Source organism: Enterobacter cloacae complex sp. AR_0002, assembly GCF_001922365.1.
Lineage (GTDB): Bacteria > Pseudomonadota > Gammaproteobacteria > Enterobacterales > Enterobacteriaceae > Enterobacter > Enterobacter hormaechei_C.
In genome coordinates, this window is the sequence record NZ_CP018814.1 from 3,649,570 (window position 1) to 3,667,161 (window position 17,592).

At 55.8% G+C, this 17,592-nt stretch carries 18 protein-coding genes; 10 read left to right on the forward strand and 8 right to left on the reverse strand.

The features are described from left to right. Positions 1-2 precede the first annotated feature (2 nt). Genes recF through dnaA form a run of 3 tightly spaced genes read right to left on the reverse strand, consistent with a single transcriptional unit; the run spans position 3 to position 3,575 of the window. The gene (gene recF / locus AM329_RS18090) at positions 3-1,076 is read right to left on the reverse strand and encodes a DNA replication/repair protein RecF (protein ID WP_003861121.1); all 1,074 of its coding nucleotides are present in this window, start codon (positions 1,074-1,076) and stop codon (positions 3-5) included. Beyond that, positions 1,076-2,176, reverse strand: a complete 1,101-nt coding sequence (gene dnaN / locus AM329_RS18095) for a DNA polymerase III subunit beta (protein ID WP_003861122.1) — start codon at positions 2,174-2,176, stop codon at positions 1,076-1,078. The genes recF and dnaN overlap by 1 nt, the downstream gene beginning before the upstream one ends. A gap of 4 nt (positions 2,177-2,180) precedes the next feature. After that, positions 2,181-3,575 (reverse strand): chromosomal replication initiator protein DnaA, encoded by a 1,395-nt coding sequence (dnaA, locus tag AM329_RS18100; protein ID WP_003861124.1) that lies wholly within the window; start codon positions 3,573-3,575, stop codon positions 2,181-2,183. A gap of 637 nt (positions 3,576-4,212) precedes the next feature. On the opposite strand from dnaA, the gene rpmH reads away from it, so the two are divergent. From rpmH to AM329_RS18150, 9 genes are all read left to right on the forward strand, one after another. Next, complete coding sequence (gene rpmH / locus AM329_RS18110) at positions 4,213-4,353, forward strand: 50S ribosomal protein L34 (protein WP_000831330.1); 141 nt, start codon at positions 4,213-4,215, stop codon at positions 4,351-4,353. A gap of 16 nt (positions 4,354-4,369) precedes the next feature. Next, positions 4,370-4,729 carry a ribonuclease P protein component gene (gene rnpA / locus AM329_RS18115; protein ID WP_003861126.1) on the forward strand — a complete coding sequence of 120 codons (360 nt, stop codon included), beginning with the start codon at positions 4,370-4,372 and terminating at the stop codon, positions 4,727-4,729. Then, positions 4,693-4,950 (forward strand): membrane protein insertion efficiency factor YidD, encoded by a 258-nt coding sequence (yidD, locus tag AM329_RS18120; protein ID WP_001307474.1) that lies wholly within the window; start codon positions 4,693-4,695, stop codon positions 4,948-4,950. Before rnpA ends, yidD begins: the two co-directional genes overlap by 37 nt. Positions 4,951-4,952: 2 nt before the next feature. Then, complete coding sequence (yidC, locus tag AM329_RS18125; RefSeq protein ID WP_032608138.1) at positions 4,953-6,596, forward strand: membrane protein insertase YidC; 1,644 nt, start codon at positions 4,953-4,955, stop codon at positions 6,594-6,596. Between the two features lie 72 nt (positions 6,597-6,668). Continuing rightward, on the forward strand, positions 6,669-8,033 hold the full coding sequence (gene mnmE, locus AM329_RS18130) for a tRNA uridine-5-carboxymethylaminomethyl(34) synthesis GTPase MnmE (RefSeq protein ID WP_015570136.1): 1,365 nt from the start codon (positions 6,669-6,671) through the stop codon (positions 8,031-8,033). A 111-nt stretch (positions 8,034-8,144) separates the two neighbouring features. Next, positions 8,145-9,320: an MFS transporter gene (locus AM329_RS18135; protein ID WP_032608137.1), complete on the forward strand. Its 1,176-nt coding sequence runs from the start codon at positions 8,145-8,147 to the stop codon at positions 9,318-9,320. Next, positions 9,289-10,260, forward strand: coding sequence for an HTH-type transcriptional regulator YidZ (gene yidZ / locus AM329_RS18140; protein WP_022652106.1), 972 nt, complete (start codon positions 9,289-9,291; stop codon positions 10,258-10,260). The genes AM329_RS18135 and yidZ overlap by 32 nt, the downstream gene beginning before the upstream one ends. Positions 10,261-10,382: 122 nt before the next feature. Then, complete coding sequence (locus AM329_RS18145; RefSeq protein ID WP_032608136.1) at positions 10,383-11,129, forward strand: 4'-phosphopantetheinyl transferase superfamily protein; 747 nt, start codon at positions 10,383-10,385, stop codon at positions 11,127-11,129. 36 nt (positions 11,130-11,165) lie between these two features. Then, on the forward strand, positions 11,166-11,732 hold the full coding sequence (locus AM329_RS18150; RefSeq protein ID WP_003861147.1) for an NADPH-dependent FMN reductase: 567 nt from the start codon (positions 11,166-11,168) through the stop codon (positions 11,730-11,732). Positions 11,733-11,818: 86 nt separating this feature from the next. On the opposite strand, the gene adeP is transcribed toward AM329_RS18150, so the two are convergent. Further along, positions 11,819-13,156: an adenine permease AdeP gene (gene adeP, locus AM329_RS18155; protein WP_003861149.1), complete on the reverse strand. Its 1,338-nt coding sequence runs from the start codon at positions 13,154-13,156 to the stop codon at positions 11,819-11,821. Between the two features lie 165 nt (positions 13,157-13,321). Here adeP and yieH point away from each other — a divergent pair, with 165 nt between their 5' ends. Beyond that, entirely contained in the window at positions 13,322-13,987 is a 666-nt protein-coding gene (gene yieH, locus AM329_RS18160; RefSeq protein ID WP_003861151.1) for a 6-phosphogluconate phosphatase, read from the forward strand. 94 nt (positions 13,988-14,081) lie between these two features. On the opposite strand, the gene phoU is transcribed toward yieH, so the two are convergent. From phoU to pstC, 4 genes are read right to left on the reverse strand one after another with little or no spacing between them, the layout of a single operon-like run. Continuing rightward, positions 14,082-14,807, reverse strand: coding sequence for a phosphate signaling complex protein PhoU (phoU, locus tag AM329_RS18165; protein ID WP_003861153.1), 726 nt, complete (start codon positions 14,805-14,807; stop codon positions 14,082-14,084). 26 nt (positions 14,808-14,833) lie between these two features. After that, complete coding sequence (gene pstB / locus AM329_RS18170) at positions 14,834-15,607, reverse strand: phosphate ABC transporter ATP-binding protein PstB (RefSeq protein WP_003861154.1); 774 nt, start codon at positions 15,605-15,607, stop codon at positions 14,834-14,836. 47 nt (positions 15,608-15,654) lie between these two features. Continuing rightward, positions 15,655-16,545 carry a phosphate ABC transporter permease PstA gene (gene pstA, locus AM329_RS18175; RefSeq protein ID WP_003861156.1) on the reverse strand — a complete coding sequence of 297 codons (891 nt, stop codon included), beginning with the start codon at positions 16,543-16,545 and terminating at the stop codon, positions 15,655-15,657. After that, positions 16,545-17,504: a phosphate ABC transporter permease PstC gene (gene pstC / locus AM329_RS18180; RefSeq protein WP_003861158.1), complete on the reverse strand. Its 960-nt coding sequence runs from the start codon at positions 17,502-17,504 to the stop codon at positions 16,545-16,547. Before pstC ends, pstA begins: the two co-directional genes overlap by 1 nt. Between the last annotated feature and the right edge of the window lie 88 nt (positions 17,505-17,592).

Genomic DNA, 17,592 nt, shown 5'->3' on the forward strand with positions numbered 1-17,592 from the left:
GGTTAATCCGTTATTTTACCCTTTTCCACGGTAAACATCTTCGAATTTTCGTCCGACATGTCCATAACGTGTTCAGCGCTAATGGCGCTGACGAAAACCTGCGACTGCGTGGCTTTCAGGCGGCTGGCAAGCAGCCCGCGCCGCGCGTCGTCAAGTTCCGAGGCAAAATCATCTATCAGGTACAGGCAGCGTCGCCCACTTTCGCGGGTGAGGAACTCCCCCTGCGCCAGGCGCAGCGCGCACATCAGGAGCTTCAGCTGCCCGCGCGACAGCGTGTCTTCCACCGGCGCACCGTCGGCACGAATGCGGAAATCCGCCTTGTGCGGGCCGTGCGCGGTGTAGGTCAACATGCGATCGCGCTCGAAGCTTCTCTCTAACACCTCAGCATAATCCGTCTCTTTCTCCCAGCCGCGCTGGAAAGAGAAGGTGAGAGAGAACTCGGGTAAAAACTGTTTGCAGGTGTCGGCCATGTCTTCGGCGATACCTGCGCTGTATTCGGCACGCCAGCGGCTGATTTGTTCCGCTAGAGGGATGAGTTCCATGTCCCACGGACGCAGCTGGGCGTAGCGCGTGACCTGGCGCAATGCGGCGTTACGCTGTTTAAGCAGACGCTTCAGGTTGCTCCAGGCGTTAAAGAAACCGGCTTCATTGTGAAAGCATCCCCAGTCGAGGAACGCTCTTCTGTATTTGGGGCCGCCGTTGAGTAAAGTAAACCCCTCGGGCGTAATCAGCTGCATCGGCATCAGCAGCGCCAGCTCCGCCACCTTGTGGCCATCGGTGCCGTCGATGCGCACCTTGCTGTCACCCTGCTTATCTTTGGTCAGGCCGATGGCGGTCTCTCGCTCCTCTCCCTGCAAACGCCCGTGCAGAACAAAAGAATCCTGCTCGTGGCGAATCACGCGACCAATCTGCAAACTGCGAAACGCCCGGCCGTGGCCGAGCGTATAGATGGCTTCCAGCACGCTGGTTTTGCCGCTGCCGTTCGCGCCAACCAGGAAGTTAAAGCCAGGGGATAAAGCGAGATCCGCGCTTTCGATATTGCGAAAGTCGCGGATCAACAGACGGGTGAGCGACATTACAGTCTCATTGGCATAACAACATAAGCAGCCGACTGTGATGCGGCATCTTCAATCTGTACGCTCGAAACGGAGTCAGTCAGCAGGATGCGAACGTTCTCGCATTTCAGTGCATTCAGCACATCCAGCACGTAGCTAACGTTGAAGCCGATTTCCATCTCAGCCCCGGCGTAGGTGACGTCCAGAATCTCTTCTGCCTCTTCCTGCTCCGGGTTGTTGGCGGTGATTTTGATCTGGTTTTCACTCACGTACAGACGTACGCCGCGGAATTTCTCGTTCGAGAGAATAGCGGCACGCGCAAACGCCTGCTTGAGGATGTCGCAACCCGCCTCCAGCGTTTTGTCCGGATTCTTCGGCAATACGCGGCGATAATCCGGGAAACGACCGTCTACCAGCTTCGATGTGAAGACAAAATCGCCCACGTGGGCACGAATATTGTTGCTGCCAATCTGCACGCGCAGTGGGGTATCGCCGCCGTCGAGCATGCGCATCAGTTCAATTACGCCTTTACGCGGTACGATCACCGAATGGTTTGGCAGTGAATCGCCAATCGGCATGGAACAGACCGCCAGACGGTGACCGTCGGTCGCCACGGTACGCAGCTCTTCACCTTCGGTTTCGAACAGCATGCCGTTTAAGTAGTAACGAACGTCCTGATGCGCCATGGAGAACTGCGTGGCTTCAATCAGACGCTTCATCGTCGCCTGCGGCAGGGTAAATTCAACTTCGCTCTGCCAGTCATCCAGGTTCGGGAAGTCCGCAGCGGGCAGCGTGGAGAGGGAGAAACGGCTGCGGCCAGAGCGCACCAGCATGCGGTCGCCCTCCAGCTGCACGGCGATTTCAGCGCCTTCCGGCAGCCCACGGCAAATATCAAAGAATTTACGTGCCGGAACCGTGGTCGCGCCCGCGTCGTGCGGCTGAGTCAGCGTAACGCGCGCGATCATTTCCATTTCCAGATCTGTGCCGGTCAGCGACAGCGTACCGTCCGCGACCTGAAGCAGCAGGTTTCCAAGAATAGGCAGCGTAGGGCGGCCGCCTAATGGGCCACTCACCTGTTGCAGCGGTTTTAATAAATGTTCACGTTCAACGGTAAATTTCATAGCGTCACGATGATAATGTTCTGATTAAATTGGAAAAATCTTCTTTTATGTCGTGGCTTTCTTCGCGTAGCTGCTCGATCTTGCGACAAGCGTGCAGCACGGTCGTATGGTCACGGCCACCAAACGCATCACCGATTTCCGGCAGGCTGTGGTTGGTGAGCTCTTTTGCCAGCGCCATCGCCATCTGACGCGGACGCGCCACCGAGCGGGAACGACGTTTAGACAGTAAATCTGCCACTTTGATCTTGTAGTACTCAGCCACCGTCTTCTGAATATTGTCGATAGTGACCAGTTTTTCCTGCAAAGCCAATAAATCGCGCAGCGCTTCACGCACAAAATCGATGGTGATCGCACGACCAGTGAAGTTGGCGTTAGCGATAACGCGGTTCAGCGCCCCTTCCAGCTCACGCACGTTGGAACGCAAGCGCTTGGCAATAAAGAACGCCACTTCACCCGGCAGGCGAATGTCGTTCTCGTCGGCTTTTTTCATCAGGATCGCGACGCGGGTTTCCAGTTCCGGCGGCTCGATCGCCACGGTCAGGCCCCAGCCGAAGCGGGATTTGAGACGATCTTCAACGCCGTTGATCTCTTTTGGATAACGATCCGAGGTCAGAATGATCTGCTGATTACCTTCCAGCAGGGCGTTAAAGGTATGGAAAAACTCTTCCTGCGATCGTTCTTTATTGGCAAAGAACTGAATGTCATCGATCAGCAGCGCATCAACGGAACGGTAGTAGCGTTTAAACTCTTCGATCGCATTGTTTTGCAGGGCTTTTACCATGTCCTGAACGAAGCGTTCGGAGTGCATATACACTACTTTGGCATTGGGCTTACGCGCCATAATGCCGTTGCCCACCGCATGCAACAGGTGCGTTTTACCGAGACCCGTGCCGCCATACAGGAACAGCGGGTTGTAAGCGCCACCGGGGTTATCGGCAACCTGGCGAGCCGCCGCGCGCGCCAGCTGGTTCGACTTACCTTCAACGAAGTTATCGAACGTGTGTTTCACGTTAACGTTAGAGCGGTAGGTAGGCTCAGCGGGGGCTGGAACGTTATCCCAGCCCTGACGAGCCGGTGCAACGCGAGGCGCTGGAGCGGGCGCCGCCTGTGCAGGGGCTGCCACATTGACAACTTCACGAACGGTTTGGGTGACCGGCTTTGTGCCCACTTCAAAACGCAGCTGTGGGGCATCTGACCCGCAGAAATCATTCAGCAGTCCATTGATGTTATTAAGGTATTTATCCCTTACCCAATCGAGCACGAAACGGTTTGGCGCATACAAAGCCAGCGTGTTATCGCTCAGTTCCGCCTGCAACGGGCGGATCCACATACTGAATTCTGTGGCTGGTAACTCATCCTGCAATCGGGCAAGACACTGCTGCCAAAGCGAAAGTGACACGGCGGACTCCACTCGAACAATAAAAGAAAACTATTGAATATTCATGATTGTTGGCGCACATCGACATGACCCCATCAGGGTGATGTGCGAACCGCTATCTGCGGTTATACACGCTATCGTTGATACAGCCTGAACGATGTTGTGTTTATGCCCGACCAGGATCGCTGGATCCCGATCGGGACCGCGGATCATAGCCTAAACTGAGCCAGAGATCTTCTGTTTCTCACAGATTCTTCCCGATTTATCCACAGGAAGATCCGGAATCGGGTAAGTGTAAACGATCCTGACGCGAGTGCCTCGCGATTTAGGCCGCATATTGGAAAATTTAATGAGCACAGACAATTTTTGGCTTAAATGATCTAACGAAGATCCGGGACGATCCTTGCGCTTTGTTGGCGAGCCCGTATAATCCTCGACCCGGCGCGTGATGCTCATCTTCCTGCGTCGTCCGTTGCTCATTTTCCACGCGAAATCGTGCGGAAATACGCGGGAAATAAGGAAAGAGAATTGACTCCGGAGTGTACAATTATTACAATCCGGCCTCTTTAATCACCCACGCTGAGGCGTTAGTCGTTCGAATCTCGTTCGGGTATACGCAAAAGTCAGTGAATTTATTCAAGTTTAGGTAGAAATCGCCATGAAACGCACTTTTCAACCGTCTGTACTGAAGCGCAACCGTTCTCACGGCTTCCGTGCTCGTATGGCTACTAAAAATGGTCGTCAGGTTCTGGCACGTCGTCGTGCTAAAGGCCGCGCTCGTCTGACCGTTTCCAAGTAATAAAGCTAACCCCTGAGTGGTTAAGCTCGCATTTCCCAGGGAGTTACGTTTGTTAACTCCCACTCATTTCACTTTCGTCTTCCAGCAGCCACAACGGGCTGGCACGCCGCAAATCACCATCCTCGGCCGCCAAAATTCGCTGGGGCATCCCCGCATCGGTCTCACAGTCGCCAAGAAAAACGTTAAGCGTGCGCATGAACGCAACCGGATTAAACGTCTGACGCGTGAAAGTTTCCGTTTACGTCAGCACGAACTGCCTTCAATGGATTTCGTGGTGGTGGCGAAAAAAGGGGTTGCCGACCTCGATAACCGTGCTCTCTCGGAAGCGTTGGAAAAATTATGGCGCCGCCACTGTCGCCTGGCTCGCGGGTCCTGATAGCCCTCATTCGGGTCTATCAACGCCTGATTAGTCCGCTACTCGGGCCACACTGCCGTTTCACGCCAACATGCTCAAGCTACGGAATTGAGGCATTGCGCAGGTTTGGAGTGATAAAAGGCAGTTGGTTGACGGTGAAACGCGTATTAAAATGCCACCCTTTACACCCAGGTGGAGACGACCCCGTCCCTCCAGGACCTTTTGATACCAGAGAACACTAACGATGGATTCGCAACGCAATCTTCTTATCATCGCTTTGTTGTTCGTGTCTTTCATGATCTGGCAGGCATGGGAGCAGGATAAAAATCCTCAACCCCAGCAGCAGACCACGCAGACCACGACCACCGCAGCGGGTAGCGCCGCCGACCAGGGCGTACCGGCCAGTGGCCAGGGGAAACAGATTACGGTTAAGACCGATGTGCTTGAGCTGACTATCAACACCCGTGGTGGTGATGTTGAGCAGGCGCTGCTGTTGACCTACCCGAAAGAACTGAAGTCTACCGAACCGTTCCAGTTACTGGAAACCACGCCTGAATTTATCTACCAGGCGCAGAGCGGCCTGACCGGTCGTGATGGCCCGGATAATCCGGCTAACGGTGCGCGTCCACTGTACAACGTCGAGAATGACACGTTTGTACTGGCTGATGGTCAGAACGAACTGGTTATCCCGATGACCTACACCGACGCGGCAGGCAACACCTTCACCAAAACCTTCACCCTGAAACGCGGTGAGTATGCGGTGAACGTGGGCTACAGCGTACAGAACGCCGGTGCGAAACCGCTGGAAATCTCTACCTTTGGTCAGCTGAAGCAGTCCATCAATCTGCCGTCTCACCGTGATACCGGAAGCAGCAACTTTGCGCTGCATACCTTCCGTGGCGCGGCTTACTCCACGCCAGATACCAAGTACGAGAAATACAAATTCGACACCATTGCCGATAACGAAAACCTGAACGTCAGCTCTAAAGGCGGTTGGGTCGCAATGCTGCAACAGTATTTCGCGACGGCGTGGGTACCGAATAACGACGGTACGAACAACTTCTACACCGCGAACCTCGGCAACGGTATTGCAGCCATCGGCTACAAATCTCAGCCGGTTCTGGTGCAGCCGGGTCAAACCCGTAAACTGGCAAGCACCCTGTGGGTCGGCCCGGAAATCCAGGACAAAATGGCTGCCGTTGCGCCGCACCTGGATCTGACCGTGGATTACGGTTGGTTGTGGTTCATCTCTCAGCCGCTGTTTAAGCTGCTGAAGTTCATTCACAGCTTCCTGGGTAACTGGGGCTTCTCCATCATCGTTATCACCTTTATCGTTCGTGGCATCATGTACCCGCTGACTAAAGCGCAGTACACCTCCATGGCGAAGATGCGTATGCTACAGCCGAAGATTCAGGCTATGCGTGAGCGTCTGGGCGATGACAAACAGCGTCAGAGCCAGGAGATGATGGCCCTGTATAAAGCAGAGAAAGTGAACCCACTGGGTGGTTGCTTCCCGCTGCTGATTCAGATGCCAATCTTCCTTGCGCTGTACTACATGCTGATGGGTTCCGTTGAGCTGCGCCACGCGCCGTTCGCCCTGTGGATCCATGACCTGTCCGCACAGGACCCGTACTACATCCTGCCGATCCTGATGGGCGTGACGATGTTCTTCATTCAGAAGATGTCTCCGACCACCGTGACCGACCCGATGCAGCAGAAGATCATGACCTTTATGCCGGTCATCTTCACCGTGTTCTTCCTGTGGTTCCCGTCAGGTCTGGTGCTGTACTATATCGTCAGCAACCTGGTGACCATCATCCAGCAGCAGCTGATTTACCGTGGTCTGGAAAAACGTGGCCTGCATAGCCGCGAAAAGAAAAAGTCCTGATTCGGTAACTTAACGCTAAAATAAGGGCGGTCGATTGACCGCCTTTTTTATTTGTATTGAACGAGAGCAACCATGAGCCATAACGACACTATCGTCGCCCAGGCAACCCCACCGGGACGCGGTGGTGTAGGCATTCTGCGTATCTCCGGCCTGAAGGCGCGTGAGGTGGCCGAAGCGGTGCTGGGTAAACTGCCAAAGCCGCGCTACGCTGATTATCTGCCGTTTAAAGATGCTGACGGCACACCGCTGGACCAGGGCATCGCGCTGTGGTTCCCCGGCCCAAACTCCTTTACCGGCGAAGATGTGCTGGAACTTCAGGGCCACGGCGGCCCGGTGATCCTCGACCTGCTGTTAAAACGTATTCTGACCCTGCCTGGCCTGCGCATTGCGAAGCCGGGTGAGTTCTCCGAGCGTGCTTTCCTCAACGATAAGCTCGACCTGGCGCAGGCCGAGGCGATTGCTGATCTGATCGACGCCAGCTCCGAACAGGCGGCCCGCTCCGCGCTGAACTCGTTGCAGGGGGCATTTTCCGCACGCGTGAATCACCTTGTGGAAGCACTTACTCACCTGCGAATCTATGTCGAAGCGGCTATCGACTTCCCGGACGAGGAGATCGACTTCCTCTCAGACGGTAAAATTGAAGCTCAGCTCAACCAGGTGATGAACGATCTCGATGCCGTCCGCGCCGAAGCGCGCCAGGGCAGCCTGCTGCGTGAAGGCATGAAGGTGGTCATTGCCGGACGCCCCAACGCCGGGAAATCGAGCCTGCTGAACGCCCTGGCGGGCCGTGAAGCGGCGATCGTCACCGACATAGCCGGCACCACCCGCGACGTGCTGCGCGAGCATATCCACATCGACGGCATGCCGCTGCACATCATCGACACCGCTGGCCTGCGCGATGCGAGCGATGAAGTCGAGCGTATCGGTATCGAACGCGCCTGGCAGGAGATCGAGCAGGCCGACCGCGTGCTGTTTATGGTGGACGGCACCACAACCGACGCCGTTGACCCGGCTGAAATCTGGCCAGACTTTATCGCCCGTCTCCCGGCTAAACTGCCGATCACCGTGGTGCGCAACAAGGCCGACGTTACCGGCGAAACGCTGGGCATCAGCGATGTGAATGGTCACTCACTTATTCGCCTGTCGGCCCGTACCGGTGAAGGCGTGGAAGCCCTGCGAAGCCATCTCAAACAGAGCATGGGGTTCGACACCAGCATGGAGGGTGGCTTCCTGGCGCGTCGTCGTCACTTGCAGGCGCTGGAAGAGGCGGCTCGCCACCTTGAGCAGGGTAAAGCCCAGCTGATCGGCGCGTGGGCCGGTGAACTGCTGGCGGAAGAGCTGCGTCTGGCGCAACAGAACCTGAGCGAGATCACCGGGGAGTTTACGTCGGACGATCTGCTTGGACGGATTTTCTCGAGCTTCTGCATTGGTAAGTAATTCACGTTAATACAGGGTGATTTCCTCCAGGGAAATCACCATTGTCCAAATGGCAACTCGCCTAATCCCCTTTCACCCCCTATCCTGCATGCCTGCATCTATGGGGGGTTTATGGCGCGTTTTCTGTTTTGTAGTTTCGCATTAGTTCTGCTTTATCCGTCCGGCATTGATATGTATCTGGTGGGGCTACCGCATATTGCCCGCGATCTGGGTGCCAGCGAGGCGCAACTGCACATCGCGTTTTCGGCCTACCTCGCGGGAATGGCGTCGTCGATGGTATTTGCCGGGAAAATCGCGGATAAAGCAGGCCGCCAGCCCGTCGCGATTACGGGTGCAGTTATCTTTGCGCTGGCATCAGTACTCTGTTCAGTGGCTCAGGAAAGCACAATGTTCCTGTCAGGACGTTTTATCCAGGGCATTGGCGCAGGCGGCTGTTACGTGGTGGCCTTTGCCATTCTGCGCAATACCTTGAGCGCCCAGCGCCGCGCCAAGGTGCTGTCGATGCTGAACGGCATTACCTGCATCATCCCGGTGCTGGCACCGGTTGTAGGCTACCTGATTATGCTTAAATTTCCGTGGCAGAGTCTTTTCTGGACCATGGCAGCCATGGGCGCCATCGTCTTTATCCTGTCCGTGACGGTGCTGAAAGAGACCCATCCCGGTTCGCAACAGCCATATCACACCGCAACCCTCCATCCGGCTGAAAAGCTGGTGAATCGCTTTTTCCTGAGTCGGCTGGCAATCACCACGCTTAGCGTGGCGGTGATCCTCACCTATGTAAACGTTTCCCCGGTGTTGCTGATGGAGACGATGGGCTTCGATCGCGGTGAGTATTCGACGGTGATGGCGCTAACCGCGATGGTGAGCATGGCGGTTTCATTCTCAACGCCCTTTGCGCTCAACATCTTCCGCCAGCGCACGCTGATGCTCACCTCACAGACGCTGTTTCTCGCCGCAGGCGTGATCCTGGCGACCGCCACCTCACACGCTGTAATGCTGGTGGGCATTACTCTGATCTGCGCCGGATTCTCCGTCGGCTTTGGTGTGGCGATGAGTCAGGCGCTTGGCCCCTTCTCGCTGCGGGCAGGCGTGGCCAGCTCGGTGCTGGGCATTGCGCAGGTCTGCGGTTCTTCGCTATGGATTTGGCTGGCGGCGGTGATCGGCCTTAACGCGCTGAATATGCTGATCGGGGTTCTGATTGGCTGTAGCATACTCTGCATTACCTTACTTATGGTCATCCAGCCCGCGGCGCACTATGAAGAAGCCCATCAGCAGTCTCGATCTTAATCTTTTACTTTGCCTGCAACTTTTGTTGCAGGAGCGCAGCGTCACCAAAGCCGCGAAGCGGATGAACGTGACGCCGTCCGCGGTGAGTAAATCGCTGGCGAAGCTGCGCGACTGGTTCGACGATCCGCTGTTTGTGAAAACGCCTTTAGGGCTACTGCCCACGCCTCTGACGGTGAGTCTGGAACAGGATTTGGCCGACTGGATGCAGATTGGCAATCAGATCCTCGATAAATTCCACCATAGCTCTCCAGGCGGGCTTAAGTTTGTGCTCGCCGCCGAAACACCGCTGATGCTGATCCGCTTTAATACCCTGCTGGAGCAGGTGAACGAGCGCTACCCACAGGCGACGGTGAAGCTGCGGCAATGGGATTACGATTCGCTGGACGCCATTACGCGCGGAGAAGTGGATCTGGGCTTCACCGGGCGTGAAACGCACCCTCGCTCGCGCGAACTGCTAAAGCTGATGCCGTGGTTTATCGACTACGAAATCCTGTTCAGTGACCGTCCGTGCGTGTATTTGCGCGAGGATCATCCCGCGCTCCAGGAAGCGTGGGATCTGGAGACGTTTCTGCGCTACCCGCATATCAGCATCTTCTGGGAACGCAGTGACACCTGGGCGCTCGACGAGGTGCTAAGGGAGATGGGCCGGGAGCGTAACATCGCCATGAGTTTGCCCGGTTTTGAACAGTCGATGTTTATGGCGGCCCAGCCGGATCACAACTACATAGCCACTGCGCCGCACTACTGCCATCACTACAACCAACTCCACCAGCGTAATCTGGTCTGTCTGCCCATTCCCATCGATGAGGCGCAGGCAGAAAAGCTCACCGTACCCTTCACGCTGATCTGGCATAAACGGAACAGCCATAATCCGAAAATCCTCTGGCTGCGTGAGACAATTAAAGCGCTGTATACCGCACCAGATCAGGTTTTTGCCTAAGATAATGTAAAGTTCAGTGCTCAGGCTTCTCTTATTTCCATTTACTGATTAAAACAGAAGCTAAGTTAAGCGATAATCATGTAACCGTTTAACCGACTACGACCATTATCAAGGAGCGAAAAATGGCTACGCACTTTGCACGAGGAACATTAACGGAAGGGCATCTCGTATCGGCCAGACTTTCTTCAGCCTGTCACAGTGAGGCGCTCAAACTACCTGAACACCGCAGGACGCGGTTTTTAGCTTCCAGAGCGCTCCTCGCAGAACTGCTTTTTATGCTCTACGGCACTAGCGAACTACCGGACATAATCACCCAGCCAGAAGGTCGCCCGGTTTTTGCGGACCCGGCACTCCCCCATTTTTCCATTGCGTACACCGGCAACATTGTTGGCGTCGCGCTGACGACTGAAGGTGATTGTGGCCTGGATATGGAGCTGCAACGCGTCACGCGTAGCTTCCATGGTGCTAACGCGCTCGATGAATACCCGCTCTCCAGCAATGAAAAGCTGTGGATACGTAACCAGAACGACCCTGTTGAAGCCAGAGCGCAGCTCATCACCCTTCGCCAGAGCATCCGCAAACTGAACGGCGCGGCGTCAGACGACGCCAGCCTGTTGCAGCTGCTCCCCGGCTCCGGACGCCTGCGCGCGACAAAAGCCTCGCTGGTAGAGGCGCTCAGCGACGCTGAGGACGTACTGATCTGGTCCGTTGCGGTGAGCCCCGCCATCGAACGGCTGAAAATCTGGGAATTTGACAGTATTCGCGGTTGGCGTAGTCTTCCGGATGTCCCTGAGCGCGCCAACGAGCCCGCCGCGCGCCTGATGCGATTAACCAGTTTACCGGCAGAAAAAGCATACACCCATAGCTGATCCGTCCAGGGTCATCATGATGAAACAGGAGTAATCATGTCTGATACGTTGAAAGTTGTTACGTTACTGGGAAGCCTGCGCAAAGGTTCTTTTAACGGGATGGTTGCCCGTACGCTGCCGCAGCTGGCGCCTGCGGGAATGGAGATCAGTGCCCTGCCGTCCATTGGCGACATCCCGCTTTATGATGCTGACGTTCAGCAGGAAGAAGGGTTCCCGCAAAGCGTGGAAGCGATAGCCGAGCAGATCCGTCAGGCTGACGGCGTGGTGATTGTGACGCCTGAGTATAACTACTCGGTGCCGGGTGGTCTGAAGAACGCCATTGACTGGCTGTCCCGTTTACCGGAGCAGCCGCTGTCTGGTAAACCTGTGCTGATCCAGACCAGCTCAATGGGCGCCATTGGCGGCGCGCGCTGCCAGTATCACCTGCGTCAGATCCTGGTGTTCCTGGATGCGATGGTGATGAACAAGCCGGAATTTATGGGCGGCGTGATTCAGAACAAGGTCGACCCGCAGACGGGTGAAGTGGTGGATCAGAGTACGCGTGACCATCTCTCTGGCCAGCTGACCGCGTTTGGGGATTATATTAAGCGGGTGAAGGCGTAAGCCTTCGCCCTAACCCTCTCCCACAGGGAGAGGGAACTTTGCCCGTAGGTCAGGTAAGCGAAGCGCCACCTGACACCACCAGCATCTTAGTGTGAATCAATAAACACAATCTTCAGCACAAACAGCAGCGCAACAATAATCACGCACGGGCTGAGTTCGCGGAAGCGGCCGGTACCGATCTTCATCACGCAGTAAGAGATAAAGCCCAGCGCGATACCTTCGGTGATCGAGAAGCTGAATGGCATCATCACCGCGGTAATAAACGCCGGAACGGCTTCCGTCAAATCTTCCCACTTCACGCGCGCCAGGCTTGAGGTCATCAGCACGCCGACGTAAATCAGCGCGCCAGCTGCCGCGTATGGTGGCACCATCCCCGCCAGCGGAGAGAGGAAGATCACTAGCAGGAACAGCAGACCCACAACTACCGCCGTCAGGCCAGTACGACCGCCCACGGACACACCGGAAGAGGATTCAATGTAAGCGGTAACAGACGAGGTGCCGATGAAAGAGCCAGCGACGGACGAGATGCTATCCACATACAGCGCCTGCTTCATGCGCGGGAATTTGCCTTTTTCATCCGCCAGACCCGCTTTGTCGGTCACGCCAATCAGCGTACCGGAGGAGTCAAACAGGTTGACCAGCATGAAGGAGAAAATCACCCCGGCCAGACCCAGGTTCAGCGAGCCCGCCAGATCAACGTGGCCAATCACGGTAGAGACGCTTGGTGGCGCAGAGACGATACCGTTGTAATGTACGTCACCCAGCATCCAGCCCAGCAGCGTGGTCACAATGATAGAGACCAGCACCGCAGCATGGATGTTGCGCGACGCCAGGATCGCGATGATAAAGAAGCCCAGCACGCCCAGCAGCACGCTGTGAGAGGTCAGGTTACCAATGCTCACCAGCGTTTCCGGGTTCGCCACGATAACGCCAGCGTTTTTCAGCCCCATCATGCCGATAAACAGACCGATACCGCTGGTGATACCCACGCGCAGGCTCACGGGAATGTTCGCAATCATCCAGTAGCGCACGCGGAAGATGGTCAGCAGCAGCAGGCCGACCGCGCCCCAGAAAATAGCGCCCATCCCGACCTGCCACGGCAGGCCCATCGCCTGAACCACCACGAACGCAAAGAACGCATTCAGACCCATTGCCGGGGCCAGCGCCACGGGCAGATTAGCGAAAACGCCCATCAGGATGCTGCCAAGCGCCGCGATCAGACAGGTGGTCACGAAGACGGCGCTGGTGTCCATGCCAGCCACGCCCAGAATTTGCGGGTTAACGAAAACGATATAGACCATCGTCAGGAAGGTAGTAAAACCGGCGATCACTTCGGTGCGTGCCGTTGTGCCGTGCTCGCGCAGTTTGAACACGCGCTCAAGCAGCCCCTGACCAGACGTCTGGGTAGTGTGTTGTTGACTCATCATCAATTTCCGAACAAGGAGGGAAAATTCGTCGCTATCCTATACCAAAATGCGACAATAGTGGCGGTTACGGGATACTTTTTTCATTGATTTTGCTTATACGGCAACGATTGCGTCCCGGTGAACTGCCGTACGAAAACGTTAAACTTGTTAAAAGGGAAAGGCATGTCCGGAATTGAAGCGGTATTTTTCGACTGTGACGGTACGCTGGTCGACAGTGAGGTCATTTGTTCCCGCGCGTATGTCGCCATGTTCCAGGAATTTGGTATTACGCTCGATCTCGAAGAGGTGTTTAAACGCTTTAAGGGCGTGAAGCTGTACGAGATCATCGACATCATTAACGAAGAGCACGGGGTGGATCTGGCGAAAGCGGATCTGGAACCGGTGTACCGCGCCGAGGTCGCACGCCTCTTCGACGCCGAGCTGGAAGTTATCGCTGGCGCTAACACGCTGCTGGATGCGATGACGGTGCCGATCTGCGTGGTCTCTAACGGCCCGGTCAGCAAAATGCAGCACTCGCTCGGCAAGCTGAACATGTTGCACCACTTCCCGGAAAAACTGTTCAGTGGCTACGATATCCAGCGCTGGAAGCCGGATCCGGCATTGATGTTCCACGCGGCGAAGGCGATGAACGTCAACGTGGAGAACTGCATCCTGGTGGATGACTCGTCTGCGGGCGCGCAGTCGGGGATTGATGCGGGGATGGAGGTGTTTTACTTCTGCGCCGATCCGCACAACAAGCCGATCGATCATCCAAAAGTGACGACCTTTACCGATCTGGCGCAACTGCCAGCGTTGTGGAAGGCGCGCGGGTGGGATATTACTCGCTGAGTTTTCCCCTCACCCCGGCTCTCTCCCACAGGGAGAGGGAGAAAACCGAATGGTCCCCTCTCCCTGTGGGAGAGGGTTAGGGTGAGGGTAAAAATCACTCTTTCGGATCTTTACCCGCCAGCAGCTTGTCCAGCTCGTCGCCGCCCACGTGTCGGAAATCCTGCCCCTTCACGAAGTAGAAGATGTATTCGCAAATGTTCTGGCAGCGGTCACCGATACGCTCGATTGAGCGCGCGCAGAACAGCGCGGTGAGTACGCTTGGAATGGTACGGGAATCTTCCATCATGTAGGTCATCAGCTGACGCACTATGCCTTCGTATTCCTGGTCAACTTTCTTGTCTTCACGGTAGATACGGACCGCTTCGTCCAGATCCATGCGCGCGAAAGCGTCCAGCACGTCGTGCAGCATCTGCACGGTGTGGCGACCGAGAGACTCCAGACTCACCAGCAGCGGCTGGTGCTGCTGGGAGAATTTCTCCAGCGCGGTGCGGCAGATTTTATCCGCCACGTCACCGATACGCTCCAGCTCGGCGATGGTTTTGATGATCGCCATCACCAGACGCAGGTCGCTCGCCGTCGGCTGACGCTTCGCAATGATGCGCACGCAGGCTTCGTCGATGGCGACTTCCATCATATTGACGTTGTGGTCGCCTTCAATAACGCGCTTCGCCAGCTCGCTGTCCTGGTTGTGCATCGCCGTGATCGCATCAGAAAGCTGCTGCTCGACCATGCCGCCCATGGTCATCACCTGGGTGCGAATGCTTTCCAGCTCTGCGTTAAACTGGCCGGAAATGTGTTTATTAAGATTGAGGTTGTCCATGGTTTCTCCACATGCACTAAGGCAAATCAACCGTAGCGGCCAGTAATATAATCTTCGGTTTGTTTCTTCGCCGGACGGGTGAACAGCGCATCCGTATCGCTGAACTCAATCAACTCGCCCAGGTACATAAACGCCGTGTGGTCAGAACAACGTGCAGCCTGCTGCATGTTGTGGGTCACGATCACCACGGTGTAATCCTGCTTCAGCTCGGTGATCAGCTCTTCGATACGCCCGGTTGAGATCGGGTCCAGGGCTGAGCACGGCTCATCCAGCAGCAAGACTTCCGGGCGAATGGCGATACCGCGCGCAATGCACAGACGCTGCTGCTGACCACCGGAGAGAGAGTACCCACTCTGGTGAAGTTTATCTTTGGTTTCGTTCCATAATGCGGCCTTGGTCAATGCCCACTGCACGCGCTCGTCCATATCCGCACGGGAGAGCTTCTCAAACAGACGCACACCAAAGGCGATGTTGTCATAGATCGACATCGGGAACGGCGTGGGTTTCTGGAATACCATCCCCACTTTCGCACGCAGCAGGGCGATATCCTGGGTATTGGTCAGGATGTTGTCACCGTCCAGCAGAATTTCACCTTCTGCGCGCTGCTCCGGATAGAGCGAATACATTTTGTTAAAGGTGCGCAGCAGCGTGGATTTACCACAGCCGGACGGACCGATGAATGCCGTTACCTGGTTCTTCGCGATATCCAGATTGATATTCTTCAGGGCATGGAATTTGCCGTAGTAGAAGTTCAAATCACGAACCTGAATCTTACCCGGGGCAGTATCAACCATACTCATTGACTCATTTCCTCATTCGGCGCCGCGAGCTGCCGCGCCGTAAAAATTTAACCGTGTTTCTTCTTCGCGAAAATGACGCGCGCCAGAATGTTCAGCAACAGTACGCAAAGGGTGATGATCAGCACCCCGGCCCAGGCCAGCTGCTGCCATTCCGCGAATGGGCTCATCGCAAATTTAAAGATCGTCACCGGCAGGTTGGCGATCGGCTGCATCATGTCCGTGCTCCAGAACTGGTTGGAGAGGGCGGTAAACAGCAGCGGTGCGGTTTCACCGGCGATACGGGCGATAGCCAGCAGGATACCGGTCATGATCCCCGAGACGGACGCTTTCAGGGTGATCGCCGAAATCATTTTCCATTTCGGCGTGCCCAGCGCGTAAGCCGCTTCACGCAGGCTGTCCGGCACCAGTTTCAGCATGTTTTCAGTAGTACGAATAACGATAGGCACCTGCAACAGCGCCAGCGCAATCACACCCGCCCAGCCGGAGAAGTGTTCCATTTGCGCCACCACGATGGTGTAAACAAACAGACCCACGACAATCGACGGGGCAGAAAGCAGAATGTCGTTAATAAAGCGGATGACTTCAGCGATCCAGGACTTGCGCCCATACTCCGCCAGATAGATACCCGCCATGATGCCCAACGGTGTACCGAAAACGGTCGCCCACAGGATCAGCAGGCCGCTACCCGCCAGGGCGTTTGCCAGACCACCGCCCGCCGTGTTCGGCGGCGGCGTCATTTCCGTGAACAGCGCCAGGGACATTCCATCGATGCCGCGGGTGATGGTTGACATCAGGATCCAGATCAGCCAGAACAGGCCGAACGCCATCGTGGCCATGGAAAGCGTCAGCGCAATGCGGTTTTTAATCCGGCGCTTTGACTGCATTTTGCGACGGGATTCCGCAAGCTGAGCGGTATTTTGCATATCGAGAGTTGCCATTAGCGTGCCCCCTCGTTTTTAGCCAGACGCATAATCATCAGCTTGGAGATAGCCAGCACAATAAAGGTGATAACAAACAGGATCAGGCCCAGTTCCATCAGCGCCGCGACGTGCAGCCCGGATTCCGCTTCGGCAAATTCGTTCGCCAGCGCAGAAGTAATACTGTTCCCCGGCATATAGAGCGAAGCGCTGTCGAGCTGGTAGGTGTTGCCGATGATAAAGGTGACCGCCATGGTTTCACCGAGCGCGCGACCTAAGCCCAGCATAATGCCGCCAATCACCCCATTTTTGGTGAACGGAAGGACGATGCGCCAGATAACTTCCCAGGTGGTGCAGCCGATGCCGTAGGCGGACTCTTTCATCATCACCGGGGTTTGTTCGAAGACATCGCGCATGACCGCCGCAATGTACGGAATAATCATGATGGCGAGGATCACACCCGCCGCCAGAATGCCGATACCGAATGCCGGGCCGGAGAACAGCGCCCCCACAAACGGAACGGCAGAAAGCACGTTACCGACCGGCTCCTGGAAGTACGTTGCAAACAGCGGAGCAAAAATAAACAGGCCCCACATGCCGTAAACGATACTTGGGATGGCCGCCAGCAGTTCAATGGCGATACCCAGCGGACGCCGCAGCCAGCCTGGCGCCAGTTCCGTCAGGAACAAGGCAATACCGAAGCTCACCGGAACCGCAATTAGCAGGGCGATAAAAGAGGTCACCAGCGTGCCGTAAATCGGCACCAGCGCACCGTAAATATCGTTCGGCGCATCCCACTCTTTGGTCCACAGGAAGGCGAAACCAAATTTTTGAATGCTCGGCCAGGAGGAGAAAATCAGGGACACGATAATGCCGCCCAGCAGCAATAGCACAATCAGCGCAGCCAGTTTCACCAGCGCGCTGAAAATCATGTCACCTTTTTTACCCGGAGGGTTAAATGCAGGCTTGGTTGCAGCCATAAATTACTCTTCTTTATGAGACGTCTTACGAATATGCCCGGTGGCGCTGACGCTTACCGGGCCTACAGAGTAAACCGTAGGGCGGGAT